General features: G+C 52.9%; 15 protein-coding genes. 12 read left to right on the top strand and 3 right to left on the bottom strand.

Annotated features, from left to right (window positions below):
• Positions 1-11 precede the first annotated feature (11 nt).
• From MKY74_RS02600 to MKY74_RS02590, 3 genes are all read left to right on the top strand, one after another.
• Positions 12-587 carry an NADPH-dependent FMN reductase gene (locus MKY74_RS02600; protein WP_076173088.1) on the top strand — a complete coding sequence of 192 codons (576 nt, stop codon included), beginning with the start codon at positions 12-14 and terminating at the stop codon, positions 585-587.
• A 205-nt stretch (positions 588-792) separates the two neighbouring features.
• On the top strand, positions 793-1,371 hold the full coding sequence (locus MKY74_RS02595; protein WP_076173087.1) for a TetR/AcrR family transcriptional regulator: 579 nt from the start codon (positions 793-795) through the stop codon (positions 1,369-1,371).
• A gap of 75 nt (positions 1,372-1,446) precedes the next feature.
• On the top strand, positions 1,447-2,265 hold the full coding sequence (locus MKY74_RS02590; RefSeq protein WP_076173086.1) for an SDR family oxidoreductase: 819 nt from the start codon (positions 1,447-1,449) through the stop codon (positions 2,263-2,265).
• 190 nt (positions 2,266-2,455) lie between these two features.
• Here MKY74_RS02590 and MKY74_RS02585 read toward each other — a convergent pair whose 3' ends face one another.
• A complete protein-coding gene (locus MKY74_RS02585; protein WP_076173085.1) occupies positions 2,456-2,773 on the bottom strand; it encodes a winged helix-turn-helix transcriptional regulator in 318 nt (105 codons plus the stop codon).
• Between the two features lie 310 nt (positions 2,774-3,083).
• On the opposite strand from MKY74_RS02585, the gene zwf reads away from it, so the two are divergent.
• The 6 genes from zwf (at position 3,084) to MKY74_RS02555 (ending at position 11,886) form a co-directional block, all read left to right on the top strand.
• The gene (gene zwf, locus MKY74_RS02580) at positions 3,084-4,586 is read left to right on the top strand and encodes a glucose-6-phosphate dehydrogenase (protein WP_076173217.1); all 1,503 of its coding nucleotides are present in this window, start codon (positions 3,084-3,086) and stop codon (positions 4,584-4,586) included.
• A 76-nt stretch (positions 4,587-4,662) separates the two neighbouring features.
• Positions 4,663-5,556 (top strand): phosphogluconate dehydrogenase (NAD(+)-dependent, decarboxylating), encoded by an 894-nt coding sequence (gnd, locus tag MKY74_RS02575; protein ID WP_076173084.1) that lies wholly within the window; start codon positions 4,663-4,665, stop codon positions 5,554-5,556.
• Positions 5,557-5,788: 232 nt separating this feature from the next.
• The gene (fsa, locus tag MKY74_RS02570; RefSeq protein ID WP_076173083.1) at positions 5,789-6,454 is read left to right on the top strand and encodes a fructose-6-phosphate aldolase; all 666 of its coding nucleotides are present in this window, start codon (positions 5,789-5,791) and stop codon (positions 6,452-6,454) included.
• 328 nt (positions 6,455-6,782) lie between these two features.
• Positions 6,783-9,077: an ABC transporter ATP-binding protein gene (locus MKY74_RS02565; RefSeq protein WP_076173082.1), complete on the top strand. Its 2,295-nt coding sequence runs from the start codon at positions 6,783-6,785 to the stop codon at positions 9,075-9,077.
• The gene (locus MKY74_RS02560) at positions 9,074-9,637 is read left to right on the top strand and encodes a DUF1854 domain-containing protein (protein WP_084204013.1); all 564 of its coding nucleotides are present in this window, start codon (positions 9,074-9,076) and stop codon (positions 9,635-9,637) included. The genes MKY74_RS02565 and MKY74_RS02560 overlap by 4 nt, the downstream gene beginning before the upstream one ends.
• Before the next feature lie 41 nt (positions 9,638-9,678).
• Positions 9,679-11,886, top strand: coding sequence for an ABC transporter ATP-binding protein (locus MKY74_RS02555; RefSeq protein WP_076173081.1), 2,208 nt, complete (start codon positions 9,679-9,681; stop codon positions 11,884-11,886).
• A gap of 181 nt (positions 11,887-12,067) precedes the next feature.
• On the opposite strand, the gene MKY74_RS02550 is transcribed toward MKY74_RS02555, so the two are convergent.
• Positions 12,068-12,352: a hypothetical protein gene (locus MKY74_RS02550; RefSeq protein WP_076173080.1), complete on the bottom strand. Its 285-nt coding sequence runs from the start codon at positions 12,350-12,352 to the stop codon at positions 12,068-12,070.
• Between the two features lie 245 nt (positions 12,353-12,597).
• Here MKY74_RS02550 and MKY74_RS02545 point away from each other — a divergent pair, with 245 nt between their 5' ends.
• Together MKY74_RS02545 and MKY74_RS02540 are read left to right on the top strand one after the other, a co-directional pair.
• Entirely contained in the window at positions 12,598-13,920 is a 1,323-nt protein-coding gene (locus MKY74_RS02545) for an MFS transporter (RefSeq protein ID WP_076173079.1), read from the top strand.
• Entirely contained in the window at positions 13,892-14,806 is a 915-nt protein-coding gene (locus MKY74_RS02540) for a polysaccharide deacetylase family protein (RefSeq protein ID WP_076173078.1), read from the top strand. Before MKY74_RS02545 ends, MKY74_RS02540 begins: the two co-directional genes overlap by 29 nt.
• 193 nt (positions 14,807-14,999) lie before the next feature.
• Here MKY74_RS02540 and udk read toward each other — a convergent pair whose 3' ends face one another.
• Positions 15,000-15,635 carry a uridine kinase gene (udk, locus tag MKY74_RS02535; protein WP_076173077.1) on the bottom strand — a complete coding sequence of 212 codons (636 nt, stop codon included), beginning with the start codon at positions 15,633-15,635 and terminating at the stop codon, positions 15,000-15,002.
• 293 nt (positions 15,636-15,928) lie between these two features.
• Between udk and MKY74_RS02530 the strand changes: the two genes are divergently transcribed.
• Positions 15,929-16,900: an acetylxylan esterase gene (locus MKY74_RS02530; protein WP_076173215.1), complete on the top strand. Its 972-nt coding sequence runs from the start codon at positions 15,929-15,931 to the stop codon at positions 16,898-16,900.
• Positions 16,901-17,256: the final 356 nt, after the last annotated feature.

Genomic DNA, 17,256 nt, shown 5'->3' with positions numbered 1-17,256 from the left:
GTTATGAAGTCATGATGAATATTGGAATTATTATTGGGAGTACCAGACCGGGACGCAACGGGGAGGCGATCGGCCGCTGGGTGCATGAAATCGCAAGCAGTCGGAGCGACGCCAGATTTGAACTGGTCGATATCGCGGATTACCGGCTGCCGCTGTTTGATGAGCCGATGTCCCCGATTATGGGGCAGTACTCCAAGGAACATACGGTGGCATGGTCGAAGAAAATCGCCGAGTTTGACGGCTTCGTGTTCGTGACTCCCGAATACAACAAATCCATACCCGGAGCACTGAAGAACGCCATCGATTTCCTGTACTATGAATGGAACAACAAGGCGGCAGGCATTGTGGCTTATGGCGGCGGCGGAGGCTCGCGTGCAGCGGAGGCGCTTCGATTGATCCTTGGCGAGCTGATGGTAGCTGATGTTCGCGCACAGGTGGGGCTGTCCCTGCATACCGATTTTGAAAATTACACGGTTCTGAAGCCGGGCGCCCATCAGGAAGCGGCGGTTCATGCCATGCTGGATCAGCTTGTGTCCTGGAGCGAGGCGCTTCACACCGTTCGGCAGAAGGAGAAAGCCCACGCCTAAAAGGGCTCTCCATGTTATACTCTTTATAGCCAATCCGGAGGATGATGCCGGGTTGGCTTTTTTTCTACTATATAATGCGGTTTGGAGCAGGGTGTCTATCCTCCGTTCGAGTGTCCCTTGACAAGACGACCAGGGATCGTTAAGATTAGAATGAACGTTCTATCGTGATTCAAATTTCGAAAGCAGGCTGGAGGCTAAACCGATCATGTTTGAGAAATATAACAAAGTTCAGCAGGCAGTGCTGGAAACGACGCTGCGTATTATTATCGAAAAAGAGCTGCAGGCGACGTCGATGGCGCTGATCGCCAAGGAATCGGGCGTGTCTACCGGAAGTATTTATCATTATTTTTCAAGTAAGGAAGAAATTATAAACGAATTGTATCGAGCGATCGTTCTATACAACGGAGAGTATGTAACACGGGGGATGGACGCCAAGGAACCGATCCGGACCCGTTTTAACCGCGCCTGGGAGAAAGTGTTTCAAGTCAGCCTTACACATCCGGAAGGTTTTCAGTTTATCGAACAGTATTCGTTCTCTCCGTATATTAACGATGCCGTCAAAAGGGAATCGTATGATGGCGGTTGGTGTAAGCCGATGGCGGCTCTGTACGCGAAAGCGATCGAATACCAGCTGTTCATTGAGCAGGAGCCGGCCATGATGGTGCAAATGCATTACGGCACGATGGCTTACCTGGTCAAAGGGCATTTGCAAAAGCATTTTACGCTGACGGATGAAGTGATTGAGACGGTCATTAACTCCTGTTGGAAGTCGGTTGCCAAATAACGCCGCACCATAGGTGTGGTTTTTTCAGTCTGCTAGAATGAACGTTCAATATAATAATCGAAAGGAGCTTATACAATGAGCAAAACGTTATTAATTACCGGAACCAGCTCGGGTCTGGGTAAATTAACGGCCATCCATTTTGCGAAAATGGGCTGGAATGTAGCGGCAACGATGCGCACGCCGGAAAAAGAAACGGAACTGACGGCATACAGCAACATTCAACTGTTCAAAATGGATGTGACGGATGTAGACCAGGTTCAAACCGCCGCGAAGCAGGCGATCGATGCCTTCGGCACCATCGACGTTGTCGTTAACAACGCCGGGATGGGCACTTACGGGGCGCTTGAGCTGGCCGAAGAAGAGGCGATTGACTGGCAGTTTGCCGTAAACACACGGGGACCGATTAATGTGATCCGGGCGTTGCTGCCGCATTTTCGGGCGAACGGGGGAGGGATGTTCATCAATATCAGCTCCTTCATGGGCGTGACAAGCGCGGTTCCGCTGGGGTCCTTGTATAACATGTCCAAGTTTGCCCTTGAGGGACTGACGGAGGGCCTCTATTACGAACTGAAACCGCTGAATATCGAACTGAGGCTTGTGGAGCAGGGAGGATCGTCGGGGAACAACTTTATGAACAATATGGTCTGGAGCACGAATCCCGACATTCACGACTACGATGAGCTCACGGCCCGGCTGAAGAAGCGGTTGGAACAGCCGGAGGGAGCCGACGCGGATGATCCTCAAACGATCGTGGATGTCATTTCGGATCTGGCCACCGGCAAGAACAGGCAGTTCCGTACGCTCGTGGGGAATGCGGCCCATGAATTGATGCGTCTCAGACAGTCCGTGCCGATTGAGGAATACTTGGAGACAATGCGAAAGACATTTTTGTAAAAATCGATCCCCCTGTTCAACGCATGCGGCATGTCATGTATAAACAAAACTGTACGGCTTTGTTCCAACCAGATTAGAATGAACATTCTATCGGTAACAGCGGCCATTTCATATCTAAAAAAGATCAACTCCGGTGGGGTTGATCTTTTTCCTTTTCGCAAATGATAAGACATGATGATACCGGCTCGGGTTAGAACCATTTCTCGGCCCATTCTTCCACAGCTTGAAGCGCTCTGCCGAGTTCGGTTCCCTTGCGTGTCAGAGAATACTCCGTACGGATCGGCCGCTCGGTAATGACATTGCGGATAATGATCCCGTTATCCTCCAGCTCTTTAATGCGTTCGTTGAGCATGCGTTTGCTGAGATCAGGGATGTATGCATGAATTTCGCTAAAACGCTTTGGTTCCTCCATTAGGGTATGAACAATCAGGCTGACCCACTTCTTTCCCGTAATCTGGTGTGCGAGCTCGACCTTTTCGCATAAAAGCCTGGCGCGTTTCTCATCCATAGTGCTGACCCCCCTGTGTGCACTGGTTACTTAATATTAACAAGTTATGATCTCTGTAAGGATTCCAAAAGATTCCCAAATCCAGCCGTCAATGGTCATACATTGCCATTATAATATCATAGAAAGCGCTGTCATCAAAGGGATTTTATTTCCGTTCATAATTTGGACAAGAATCTGTTGACTAATCGCTTAAATGGGTTTATGATTGCCAATGTGAATTCAACAGGTTATTAAAAGTAACCTTGTTGCAACGGATTTATCTGCCAGCATGCGCATGGTTTTTGGTGGGAATGGAATGGAGGAGTCATACGTGGACAACATGACATTTGTCTTGTTTGGAGGAACAGGGGACCTGGCAAAGAGAAAAATATACCCTGCACTCTACAATCTGTTTATAGATAAAAAGATGCCTGAAGCGTTCTCGATTATCGCCTTGGGCCGCAGAGAACAATCTAGTGCAGATTTTCAGCAAAACGTAGCGAAATCGCTGCAAACTTTTTCAAGAAGAACCGTAAACGATCCGGCCACTTTGGAAGCTTTTCTCCAAACGATCCGGTTTACCGTCCTTGATGCCAATCAAGTGGAGGATTACCATAAGCTGCGGAGCCTAGTAGAGTCGCGTGAACAGGAATTGAACATTCCTCAGAATCGCATGTTTTATCTCTCGGTGGCGCCGGAGTTTTTTGACGTGATCGCCTTAAATATTAAAGACAGCGGACTTGGTTCGACAAGCGGATGGAAACGTCTGATTATCGAAAAGCCTTTCGGACACGACCTGCAGTCTGCGCGCCATTTGAACGAGCAGCTCAGCAAAGCGTTTGATGAAAGCGAAGTGTACCGCATCGACCACTACCTCGGTAAGCCGATGGTGCAAAACCTGGAAATCCTCGAGTCTTCCAACCCGATTCTCAAAGCGCTGTGGTCCAACCATCACATTGCCAACGTCCAAATTACGGCAAGTGAGACCGTCGGCGTCGAAGAGAGAGCTGGATACTACGACAACTCGGGCGCAATCCGCGATATGGTGCAGAACCATTTGCTGCAAGTGCTGATGATGGTTAGTATGCGTCTTCCAGGCAGAGGCGATGCGAACGAAGTCCGTATGAAGAAGAAGAACGTTATGCAGTCCCTTCGTCCGCTGCAGAAGGAAGATATCGCGAAGAACGTGATTCGCGGCCAATATGCCGCCGGTCAAATGCAAGGGAAGCCAGTTCCCGGTTATCTCGATGAGCCTGGCGTTCCTGCGGGCTCGAAGAACGATACGTTTATCGCTACACGCCTCTGGATCGATAACTACTTCTGGAGCGACGTTCCGTTCTACATTCGCACAGGCAAGAGAATGAAGGAAAAATCTACGCGGATCGTCATTGAATTTAAGGAGCCGTTGAAGGGACAAAATACCACCAACGATCCGAATCTTCTCGTGATTGAAATCAATCCGAACGAAGGCATCTTTATGCAATTGAACAAAAAGAATCCGCGGAACGATTCCAAGCTGGAGCCGATGCGTATCCACTTCCATGAAAATGGAAAGGATGTACCGGAAGCATACGAAAACCTGATTTTCGATGCGGTTCGCGGGGATTCCACGTTCTTTGCCCATTGGGATGAAGTCGAATTGTCCTGGCAGTACGTGCAGCCGATTCTGGATGCTTTCGAGGAGGACAGCGTTCCGCTTCATCAGTATCCTGCAGGTTCGAACGGACCTGAAGCGTCTGACCAGCTGCTGGCCGAGGACGGCTTCAAATGGTGGCTGGATACAGAGCCTGAAGTTGTGAAAGAAGAAGAGAAGGTACTTGTGGGTCAATCTTGATCCAGGTTGTAAACCATACTGGTAAAGGTTTCAATAAACAAAAATAGAGAAAATGCATGGTGTGGAGGGAATTATAATGAAAGTCGGATTGATTGGATTAGGTAAAATGGGTTTGAATTTGGGACAAAATTTGATGGATCATAACCACAGCGTCGTTGCATTCGATTTGAACACAGCCGCTGTTGAAGACATGAAGAGCAAAGGCGCCGAAGGCGCTGCAAGCATCAAAGAGCTTGTGTCCAAGCTGGAAACGCCAAGAATCGTGTGGATCATGGTGCCTCACTCCGTTGTAGACTCGGTTCTTGACGAGCTGAAACCACTGTTGTCCAAAGGCGACATCGTAATCGAAGCCGGCAACTCGCACTACAAAGAGTCGATTGAAAGATACAATCAAATGAAGGAATTCGGCGTAAGCTACCTCGACGTAGGTACTTCAGGCGGTATGGAAGGCGCTCGTAACGGCGCTTGCTACATGGTCGGCGGAGATCAGGAAGCATGGGACATCGTTGAACCGATCTTCAAGGACACCGCTGTAGAGAACGGCTATCTGTATGCTGGCAAATCCGGCAGCGGCCACTTCCTGAAAATGGTGCATAACGGCGTCGAATACGGCTTTATGGCAGCTATCGGCGAAGGCTTTGAAGTATTGGAGAAGAGCGATTTCGATTTTGACTACGAAAAAGTGGCCCGCGTATGGAACAACGGCTCCGTTATCCGTTCCTGGCTGATGGAATTGACGGAAAAAGCCTTTGCCAAAGACGCGAACTTGGACGAAATTAAAGGAATTATGCAATCTTCCGGCGAAGGTAAATGGACTGTGGAAACAGCTCTTGATCTGCAGACCGCTACACCGGTTATCGCTTTGTCCCTGCTGATGCGTTACCGTTCCCTGGAGAACGATACGTTCACAGGTAAAGTAGTTGCCGCGCTCCGTAACGAATTTGGCGGCCATGCTGTAGTCAAGAACTAATCTAAATAAATAAGTTGAACTAATGAATAGGATGCAGGCAAGGGAGTAAAAGGATTCCGAAGAAGCGAAGCGTTCGTGTTTGGCTTTCGGATTTCTACCTTAAGTTGGTTCTGTACTATCAAGAAATCCGAAAACAAGAGCGATCGTAGGAACATTTTACGTACTTGCCCCATTATCCATTTTAATGGTTCAACTTATATAAAAGAAAAAAATAAGTGGAGGTAGTGAAATCATGAAATTTTTCATCGACACTGCAAACCTGGACGACATTAAAAAAGCATATAAAATCGGCGTACTTTCCGGCGTGACGACAAACCCTTCTCTGGTTGCCAAAGAAGGCGTGAAGTTCGAAGACCGCATCGAAGAAATTTTGAAGGCTGTTCCTGAAGTAGAATCCGTATCGGCAGAAGTTACTCCGGATGCGGAAACTGCAGAAGATATGATCGCACAAGCCGATGAACTGATCAAAATCAACGGCGGAGACAAGAACATCACGATCAAGCTGCCAATGACGCTGGCTGGTCTTGAAGCTTGCCGTTACCTGACGAAAAAAGGCGTAAAAACGAACGTAACCCTGATCTTCACCGTGAACCAGGCTCTGCTGGCTGCACGCGCAGGTGCAACGTATGTATCCCCATTCCTGGGCCGCCTGGACGACATCTCGGAAGACGGCGTGCTGCTCGTGGCCAAAATCGCTGAGCTGTTCCGCGTTCATAACCTGGACACTCAAATCATCGCTGCTTCGGTTCGCCATCCAGACCACGTAACCCGCGTAGCGATGGCCGGTGCGCATATTGCTACCGTTCCATTCAGCGTCATCGCTCAACTGGTAAAACACCCGCTGACAGATCAAGGCATCGAGAAATTTGCTGCCGACTGGAAAAACGCAACGAAGTAATATTCAGCAGAGCAGATGAATAAGTATATATTAGGATAAAAAGGCTTCCTTCCTGCCGGGCCGCGGCGGAGGGGGGCCTTTTTAGCTTATTGAAATGGATGTGCTCAATAGGCCTGCGCTAAAGGATCTGAATCAAAGCCGGTGCAAACTCCCGCTAGTATGAGGGAATTTAGCAATCGTGTAAACCGAAGGGAGCTGGTGTTGCCCAAAATTCAGTGTGTAAAATTTTTGTGATAAGTAAATTTTCCCTTTCTTGGGAGGGGTAAAGGGTGTATGATATTTCGTACCTAATAAGACGACTGAAAAGACAACAGAATTTGGAGGACTCATGGATACACTTCCAAAGGCAATCATGAACGCACTGGCGCAGCACGGCGTGGCAAGTGAAAGCGTGCTCTGCTGGCTGCTGTGCGACCGGGCCCTGGAGAACGGGTTCAGGGATACGTATGTACTTTTGACCCGTGAGGAGCTGTTGATCTTATCCCATGACCAGGCGCCAGCGCGGGAGAAGACATACAGCGGGTATGCGGCAAACAATCCATTGAAAGGGCTTTCCCCGGAAAAAGAGGCCGACTGGGAGCTGGAGGCGCTGAAGATTCGGGACATCGAATCGCTGAGCATCGTCAATCTGGTAGCCTCCGGCATGGTCGTCATCAAGGCACCGGAGGAGAGGGCCGTTGCCGCGTTCACGAACGGCGGCATGCGGAGCGCAGCCAGGCTGGCCAAAATTTTCGAGAAGCTGAAGAAAAGCGAAGAGCTCGGTCCGGAAGAGCTGCGGGACGACCAGGAGCGGGCCACATGCCCGAAGTGTGGTATGATCTACCCCGAAGAGGGGCGCCAAGTTTGCCCCAAATGTATGAAGAAGCACGCCGTCTTCGGCAGGCTGCTGTCCTTTGCGGGCAAGTATAAAGTTTCAATGTTCTGGATCGTGCTGTTTATGCTGCTGAACTCGGCGGCGGGATTGGTCATTCCTTATTTTCAAGGTACGCTGCTGTTCGACCAGGCCTTGGGCGGCAAAGGCACGTTCGCAGGCCAAATCGGGCTGGTCATCGCACTTATTATCGTGTTCCGGACGCTCTCGCTGTTGTTTGGGGTCATCTTCGGCGTCATCAACGCCAAGATGGCGGCGAATATTGCCTTTGACCTGAAGTCGAGCGTGTTCCATGCCATGCAGCGGCTTTCCTTAAGCTTCTTTGAGAAGAAGCAGACGGGGCAGCTGATGACCCGCATCAACAATGATGCGACCGAACTGCAGTATTTTTTCGTTGACGGCATTTCGTATTTCGTGGTCAATGCCATGAATATCATCGGAATCGTCACCGTTCTGCTGATCATGGATTGGAAGCTGACCCTGCTGTGCCTGCTTCCTCTCCCCTTCGTGTTCCTGCTCGTCCGCAAAGTATTTCCCAAGCTGTGGAGGCTGTCCATCAGGCGGCATAAGCGGGTCAGCGCGATGAATGCCATCATCAGCGACACGATCCGCGGCACGCGGGTGGTGAAGGCGTTCGGGAAGGAGCAGATGGAGAATGCCCGTTTTCAGCGGGCCAGCGGGGCTTTTTCCGATGCGGAGCAGTCCTTTAACAAAATGGGCGTAACCTTGTTTCCCGTATTGAACATTCTGACGCAAATTGGCGGCATTCTCATTTGGGGCTTTGGCGGCTGGAAAGTCATGCAGGGGGATTTTACGTTCGGTAAAGTCATGACCTTTATGAACTACATGCTCCTGCTGTACGGTCCGATCCAGTTTATGAACAATATTATGAACTGGTGGTCCTACTGTATGTCCGCGGCACAGCGGATTTTTGAAATCCATGACGCGGTGCCCGACGTGGTGGAAAAGCCGAACGCGATGCAGCTTACGGAAATGCAGGGCGAAATCCGCATATCGAACGTCACCTTCGGCTACGAGCCGAACAAGGCGATCCTGAAAGGGGTGTCGCTGCATGCAAGGCCCGGTCAAATGATCGGCGTCGTCGGGCATTCGGGGGCCGGGAAATCGACGCTGGTCAACCTGATTCCGAGGCTGTATGACGTCACTGAAGGAGAGATCCGGATCGACGGCATCCCGATCAAGGATGTGTCCATGGCGTCCCTCCGGACGCATATCGGCATAGTATCCCAGGACGTCTATGTCATGTCCGGAAGCATCGCGGAAAATATCGCCTATGCCGATCCGGACTGCACCTTGGCCGACCTGATTCACGCTGCCAAAGTGGCCGGCGCACACGACTTCATCGAGAAGCTGCCGGACGGCTACGATACCATTGTCGGGACCGGAGGGCATAACCTGTCCGGGGGCGAGAAGCAGCGGCTCAGCATTGCCCGGGCCATTTTGCATAATCCGAAAATACTGATTCTGGATGAGGCCACCGCCTCGCTCGATACGAAGACCGAGCTGCAAATCCAGGAGGCGCTCGATACGCTGATCAAGGGAAGAACGACGATTGCGATTGCGCACCGCTTGTCCACGTTAAGAAACGCCGACTATCTGGTCGTGCTGGAGCAAGGCAAGATCGTGGAGGAGGGGACGCATGAACAGCTGCTGGTGAAGGAAGGGGCTTATTACGACCTGGTCAAAAAGCATGACGAGGCGCTGAAGATGAATGAGGTGATTACGGCATGACGCTTAAGGATGTAAGTGTTAGCGAGATTCTCCGGCCCGAGGACGGCGGGACCAGCCCCGGCCTCGCGGAGGCGGCGCAAATCCGTTATTTGTCCCCGGACGATACGGTGTTTACCCTGACGGAAGGCCATATGCTGAACGTGAAGGCGGGGGGCAAGGAGCACGCCGGAGTGTACGTGCACTGCTCTTTTCCGCATACGAATAAGCGGATCTATCTATCGATTCGAACCGTCGAGAATGAGGAGATCGGGATGATCCGCTCCCTGGACGAGTTCCCGGAGGAAACGCAGCGGATGCTGGAGGAGCAGGTGGAGCTGCGGTATTTTGCCCCTGAAATCTCGAAGGTTCTCTCCGTCAAAGAGGAGTTCGGATATTCGTATTGGGATGCGGAAACCACCTCGGGGCGCTGCCGCTTCACGGTTCGCGGCGGCGGCGGGAGCGTCAAGCTGATGACCGCAAACCGGCTGCTGATCGTGGATGTGGACGGCAACCGGTTTATTATCCCGCATCTGGACCGACTGAGCGACAAGGAATACAAGATGGTTGAGGTATGCATGTAGGTTGAACTTCGACGCCTGTCGATACAAGGACGGAGGTATTCATGAACCTTAATTTTACACTGCCGGAGCGCGAGCTGGAGGCCGCCTCGCAGGCTGTGGGGGAGCATATCCGTTACTGCGTGCCTGTCGATTTGACGCTGGGCGGGCAGCGAACGGAAGGTTATTTCGTAATTGGAGAGCAGAGATGGGCCCTGCTGCTGGAGGGCCGTGTGGTCGACAGCCGTCTGATTACCGACGCGAAGGAATACAAGGTGGTGCCGCTGATCGGCAGTGCCGTGCTGGAGGGGGACGAGGCCGGCACCAAATTTATTCTTACGAGGCTGTCCATGAAGCACGCGGCGAGGTACGGTTATATCGCCCAGATTTTGAACGATCTGTCGAGGCAGCGGACAATCCGCATATACAACGATGAAGAGGAGCCGGTCTGCGCCAGCTGCGGCGGTTCGCTCATACCGGGAACGAGGGTGTGCCCGAAGTGCATGAACAAGGCAGCAGCCTTCAAGCGGCTGGTCTCAGTGGCGATGAATCACAAAAAAACGTTCGCGATCGGGCTTGCAGTGACATTGGCGGCTTCCGCCATATCGATGGCCGGCCCTTACTTTCAAAAGCTGCTGGTGAATTCCTCGCTGCAGCCACCTCCCGGCCAATCACCGAGCGTTCCCGTGTTCATCTGGGCCATTCTCGGTCTGCTCTTCGTCCTTGTCGGCGGAGAGGGGCTCGGCATCATCAAAGGGCGGATCATGGCGGGGGTCAGCTCGCAAATTGCGGCCGACCTGCGCAAGCTGGTCTATGAGCGGATTCAGAGCTTGTCCCTCGGATTTCTGACCACGCAGCGGGCTGGGGACATCATGAACCGGGTCACCTCGGATACGGACCGGATCCGCAATCTGGTTCAGGAGCTTTTTACGACGGCTGTCTTTCAGCTCATTATTCTCGTGTCCGCGAGCGTGCTGCTCTTCTCAGCCGATTGGCGCCTGGCTTGCGTTGTGCTGCTGCCGGCGCCGCTCGTCGCCTACATCCAGCGGTATATTTGGAAAGGCGTGCTGTGGAAGCTGTTCCGCAAGCAGTGGAGGGTGTACGACAAGGCGAACTCCTTCCTGCATGACGTGCTAAGCGGGATCCGCGTCGTCAAGGCGTTCGGCAAAGAGGAGCGCGAGGTGAAGCGGTTCAAACAGTACAATGCCGAGTTTGCTGCGGCGACTATCCAGACCGAGAAAGTATTCAGTATCCTGTCGCCGATCTCGAACTATTTGATCCAGATGGGGCAGTATCTCGTGCTCCTCATCGGATGCAATATGATTCTCGGCAAGCAGATGTCCCTTGGGGAGCTGGTGCAATTCAGCGGCTACGCAGGGATGATATACGGTCCGATTGCGTGGCTGATGTTTATGCCGCGATGGCTGTCTAATGCCATTATTTCGGTGGACCGCATCTTCTCGGTGATCGATGAGCAGCCGGAGGTAATGGACTCCGAGGCGTCCGTCAAGCATTCGATTCAGGGAACGATTACATTCCGGAATGTGATATTCGGCTACAAATCGTATGAGCCGGTGCTGAAGGAAATTAATGTGGAGATCAAGCCGGGGGAAATGATCGGCTTGGTTGGACATTCCGGGTCAGGGAAGTCGACGCTGATCAACCTCGTCTCCCGGTTCTATGACGTCAATGAAGGCGAGATCCTCATCGACGGAGTGGACATCCGCCGGATCGAGCAGGCGCATCTGCGCTCGCAGATCGGCGTCGTGCTGCAGGAGACATTTCTGTTCAGCGGCACGATCCTGGACAATATCCGGTACTCGAAGCCGGAAGCGACGTACGAGGAAGTGCTTGAGGCGGCGAAGATCGCCAATGCGCATGATTTTATCCTGCGCCTGCCGGATGGCTATGATACACGCCTGGAGGAGAACGGCGGCAACCTGTCCGGCGGAGAGCGGCAGCGGCTGGCGATTGCCCGGGCGGTGCTGAACGACCCGCGGATCTTGATCCTCGACGAGGCGACGGCCTCGCTCGATATCGATACGGAGAGCGCCATCCAGGAGGCGCTGCAGCGGGTCACGCGCAACCGGACGACGCTGGCAATCGCGCATCGCCTGTCTACGCTGCGGCATGCCGACCGGCTAATCGTTCTCGACAAGGGCGAGATCGCCGAAGTCGGCACGCACGCCGAGCTTGTGGCTAAAAGAGGGATCTACTACAACCTCATCACCGCGCAGCGCAACATGTCCAAGAAGGCCGAGGCGGTAGGGTAGACCGGCGGGGGATGGCTGCGCCGGGTGGCCTAGATCGATGGTTGTGAAAAATGTATAGTTGTTCATTGCACTCCGACTCTACTACGTAGAGCCGGAGTATTTTTTTGTTTTAGTACGGGATGTCTTGGCAATTGTGCTTATTGCGAATGTATCCGAATGATTAGGGATAACAGCTAGTTATCTAGCTTTGTTTCTCCTTCTTGAAGAGACCGATCAGCAAAAGAATCACCCCGGTCAAAAAGAACAGCGGGATCAGGAGCATCATGAGGCCGATGGCGGCGAACCCGTCATGGGCGATCCAGTCCCCGTATATCAACGCAACAAGCCACGAAAATACAAATGCGATCGGCAGCATCGTCGTGATTCCCCACACCATGTATTTTCTTTTCGCCGATTTCCCCCTGCTGAGCTCAAAGGCTAAGCTTAACGCAGCGAGTACGATGATCGCTCCGACGACTAATGCCATTGGTATCCCTCCTGGTAGTTCATTGTCATATTTTTTTGCTTGTCATAGGTGAACTGCATGGCGACAAAGCATAGGACGACCTGCTGGTCCAAATTATAGCTTATGAATAGAACGCTCTAACATCCGAAGGGTTGGTTAAAAAATGGTTTTTCACTGAATCACAAAGGTAAAATCATCCATTTGTTGAATAGTATTTCAGTAAGGCCTTAGGCCAGGAAGCCTATTCTCGTAGGGGAGGAATACACATGGCGCGCCGATGGGTAAATTCGCCGTACGCCTTTGCGCTGGGGATGTTTGCGATGATGGTTCCGAGTCAGGCATTCAGTTCGTTTTACAGCTATTTTTACGTGGAAAAGCTGGGACTCGGCGTCGGGCTCGCCACGCTCGCCAGAACCATTTTCCTGATCTGGGATGCGGTGAACAATCCGCTGTTCGGCTATTGGTCGGACCGGACCGAAACGCGCTACGGTCGGCGCAGGCCGTGGGTATTTGCCTCCATTCCGCTGTTTATGCTTACCTTCGTGTTGGTCTTCTCCCCGCCGGGAGGATTATCGCAAAACGGGCTGTTCACCTGGTTTCTGGTGACGCTGGTGCTGTATGAGGCGGTGGCGACCGTTCTGTGGGTCAACTACGGGGCGCTGTTTCCCGAGCTGTTCCGCGGCGACCGAATCCGGGCCAAAGCCTCCGCCATCCAGCAGGGCTATCAGGTGCTGGCTCTTCTCATCGCCACTGCCCTGACGCCTATCATTTACGCGGCGATCAACTTCTCCAATATGGCGATCGTGTATGCTTTCGTGTTCGGCATCTGCATGCTCATCTGCATGCTTAGCGTGCGGGAGCAGCGGGACCCTGGCAACGCGGAACCGATGAAGCTTGGAGCCGCCTTTAAGGAAACGCTCAGCAACAAGAAGTTTTGGATCTTCAACGTATCGAACTCGTTCGCCCAAACCGTAAACGGGCTGGTTAGCTCCATGATCCCGTTCTACGCCAAATACGTGCTGCGGATTTCGGAGGGCCAGGTGTCGATTCTGCTGGCGGCCGTGTTTGTATCGGTCATTCCGCTCGTGGGCGTATGGTACTGGATCGTCCGCCGGATGGACGGCGTGAAAGCCTGGCGGCTGTCGCTCATCCTGTACGGTCTGTCGGTCATTCCGCTCTGGTTCGGCTACAACCTGGTGAGCGGCGTGGCGGCCGGCATCGCGGTAGGTTTTGGTTTGGCCGGTTTCCTCGTTACGCCGGCGATGGTCAGCGGACGTATTATCGACGAGGATGCGGAGCGGACCGGACGGCGGCGCGAGGGCATTTATACGGCAGTCAGCGGGTTCATTACCCGGTCAAGCGGGCTGATTTCGGCGCTGGCTTTTTACGTGGTCGGCCTGATCTTTGGTTATGAAAGCGGTGACAATCCGGGATCGAATCCGGAAGCGACGTTTCGTTACCTGATCAGTGTCGTGCCGTTATGCTTATTGGTCATATCGGTTGTGATATCTTTTATGGCCCGGTTTGATTTTCATATGACGGGGAAAGGAGAGGTGAAGCATGGCCAAGAGGCTCATCATCAACTGTGACGATTTCGGACAGAGCCCGGCGATGAACCGGGCCATCATGCATCTGCTCGAGGAGGGCAAGGTCTCCTCGGCGACGATCATGGCGGTGGCGCCCGGTTTTGAAGAGGCGGCCGACTGGGCTGCGCGCCGGCAGCAGCCTAATGTGGGGCTGCACCTGACCCTGACGAGCGAGTTCGACGCCCTGCGCTGGAGCAGTCTGACCGGGCACCCGTCGCTGCATGACGCCGAAGGCAAGCAGTACCGGACGGTCAGGGAATTTGAGTTGGGCGCAGAGACGGGCGCCGTCGTGAAGGAGATCGATGCTCAGTACGAACGGGTCAAGCAGGCCGGCATCCGAATCAGCCATGTCGACAACCACATGGGCAGCCTGTACGGTATGGAGACGGGGCGCAGCCTGCTGCCCCAGACCTTTTGGAAAATTTCACGCTGGGGCCTGCCTTCCCGCTTTTTCCGCTACATCCACCCCGATGACCCGCTCCTTCGTTCGCTGAGCGGCATTGAACGCCCGGTAGCCAAAGCGGCGGCGCTGGCGGACACCTTCGGAGTGCCGATCCCCGACTATCTGCTGTCCCATCCCTTCGGATTAGTGGAAGGGGAAACGTATGACAGCTTCAAACGGTCGATCATCGCCAAGCTGTACGCCCTGCCGGAAGGGGTATCAGAGACCTACATTCATCCCGGTGCGGAGGATGCGTGGATGCTGGCTAACATTCCGCAGTGGGAGAAGCGGGTGTGGGAGTTCCGGCTGCCCTTTGATGACGACTTTGCGTACGGCTTGAAGGACGCCGGCGTGGAGCTGACCCATTACGGCTATGTCCATGAGCATCTGAGACGGCCGCGCTTCAGGTCGGCTTTCCGGCTGATCCGGGAGCTGACCCGGAAATAGGGCGGCGGATTAGAGGGCACGGCTGCCGGTTGTACGGAGAGGCTAAGGCCTCAATTTTTTGGCATAAATATGATCCTTTCGTGCATAGAAAACAGCCCTTCGCACATGATTGCGAAGGGCTGTATTGGCTTGTCCGGTTTATTGTTCGCTGCCCGCTGGGAATCAACGGTTCTATAAACCGCTCAAGCCGAGTTTAGATGTCCGACCAGTTCCGGTCGCCCGTCAGGAACTTCTCCGTCAGGATCGACAGCAGCTGAATGCCGACTTCGTTTTCCCCGCCTTCGGGAATGATGAGGTCGGCGTATTTTTTGGATGGCTCGATAAAGGCCTCGTGCATCGGCTTTACAGTCGCCAGGTACTGCTGGTGAATCGACTGGATGCTGCGTCCGCGTTCCTCAATGTCGCGCAGGACGCGGCGCAGAATGCGGACGTCCGGATCGGTGTCGACGAACACCTTGATGTCGAGCATCTCGCGCAGCTTCTCGTCCGAGAGGACGTGAAGGCCTTCGATGATGACGATATTGTTCGGCGTCAGCTCCACCTTGTCGACCGAGGAGCGGGCGTGAACCGTAAAGTCGTACACCGGCGCGTAAGCGGTTTGGCCTTCTTTTAACTGGCACAAATGCTCGATAAGTAGTTCATTATCAAAGGCGAACGGATGATCATAGTTGATCAGCTCCCGTTCCGCCAGGCTAAGATGAGGGTTGTCCTTGTAATAATTGTCCTGGGAAATGAAGGTGACCTTTCCCGAACCGAGACGATCGATGACCGAACGGGCCACCGTCGTTTTGCCGGAGCCAGTGCCGCCGGCGATACCAATAATAAGCATGACGAGTCGTGTACCCCCTAAATGAAATACCACCTGCAACTACAACCCAAGTATTGTAGCACAGCTGCCGCTTTTTTTCACCTTATCGGGGTTATGAGAAAAATGGTAAGGTAGTTGAGTGAGCAAGGCGAGCGCAAGTGGAAAAAACTTGTTATGGATGGGTTAGCAAACCATGTCGAGGATAGCTTCTTTTTGGTTGCAGGCACGGGCAGGAATTAAAACGGTAACGGGCGAATGTAAGTAAGATTAAAAATGACTAAATTGACTTTGTAAACAAAGAAAGGTTGATGATTGTGCCACTCGTAGATATGCCGCTGTCCCAGTTGAAGCAGTATGAAGGAAGAAATCCGAAGCCGGATGATTTTGATACATACTGGTCGCAGGCACTAGAAGAAATGCGGGCTGTTGATTCGCAGGTGGAACTCGTTCCAGCGGATTTTGAAGTGCCGTTTGCCGAATGCTTTTCGCTGTATTTCACCGGGGTGAACGGCGCGAGAATTCATGCCAAGTATGCCAGGCCAAAAGGGGCTGCCCAGCCTCACCCGGCCGTGCTGCAATTTCACGGTTATACGGGAGACAGCGGGGATTGGATGGATAAAATGGTCTACCCGGCGATGGGCTTCTCCATCGCGTCGCTGGACGTCCGCGGTCAAGGCGGCTTGTCCGAGGATAAAGGCGGTGTGGTCGGCAACACGCACCATGGACATATTATCCGCGGCCTGAGCGACAAGGACCCGCACAAGCTGCTTTTCCGTGATGTGTTCCTGGACACCGCACAGCTGGCGGCGATCGTGATGGGCTTCCCGGAAGTCGATGCAGACCGCGTGGGGGCGACGGGCTGGTCGCAGGGCGGAGCACTGACGATTGCGTGCGCCGCGCTGGAGCCGAGAATCAAGAAGGCGGCCCCGGTATATCCGTTCCTGAGCGATTATAAGCGGGTATGGGAAATGGATCTCAGCGTTCATGCGTACGAGGAACTCCGTACCTATTTCCGTAAGTTCGACCCGCAGCATCAGCGCGAAGATGAAATTTTCACCAAGCTTGGCTATATTGACATTCAGAACCTGGCTTCGCGCATTGAGGCCGACGTTATGGTTGGCGTAGGACTGATGGACACGATCTGCCCGCCATCGACCCAGTTCGCCGCCATTAACAAAATGAAGTCGCCTGTGAAGCTTGAAATCTATCCGGATTTCGGCCACGAAGGTCTCCCTGGCCTGAACGACAAGATCGTGCAGTTTATGAAGGGGCTCCAGCAGGAATAGTCGCGTATCATAGCCGCAGATGGTAGCGGTGGATTGATTGGCTAGCTCTTAGGCTGTAAAAGAGGCTGCGTTTCATTCCGGCGTTGCTGTAATCGGATGCATGGCATCGTTCGACAACCGGCTGTCATAGAGCGGATTTTTTGCACTCCTTTGTTTTTCTAACCTACATGCTCCTTAATCAAAGGCATTCCTTGAGGCTAAATATCGGCCAGGGAATGCCTTTTGGCGTCTGTTTAATGGTACCGGTTACGGAAATGGATAGTTTTTAGAATGGGGGTACGACCGGATAGAAAAAAATATCGAATTTTGGCGGCCCAGTTAACTTTCGTTAATTGTTGGTGCCTGTTTGCCTTGCT

It is taken from the genome of Paenibacillus sp. FSL R5-0378, from assembly GCF_038009285.1.
Classification (GTDB): Bacteria; Bacillota; Bacilli; order Paenibacillales; family Paenibacillaceae; genus Paenibacillus_AQ; species Paenibacillus_AQ favisporus.
Note: the sequence above shows the minus strand (reverse complement) of the source record. Positions and strands in the feature narration are given on the sequence as shown.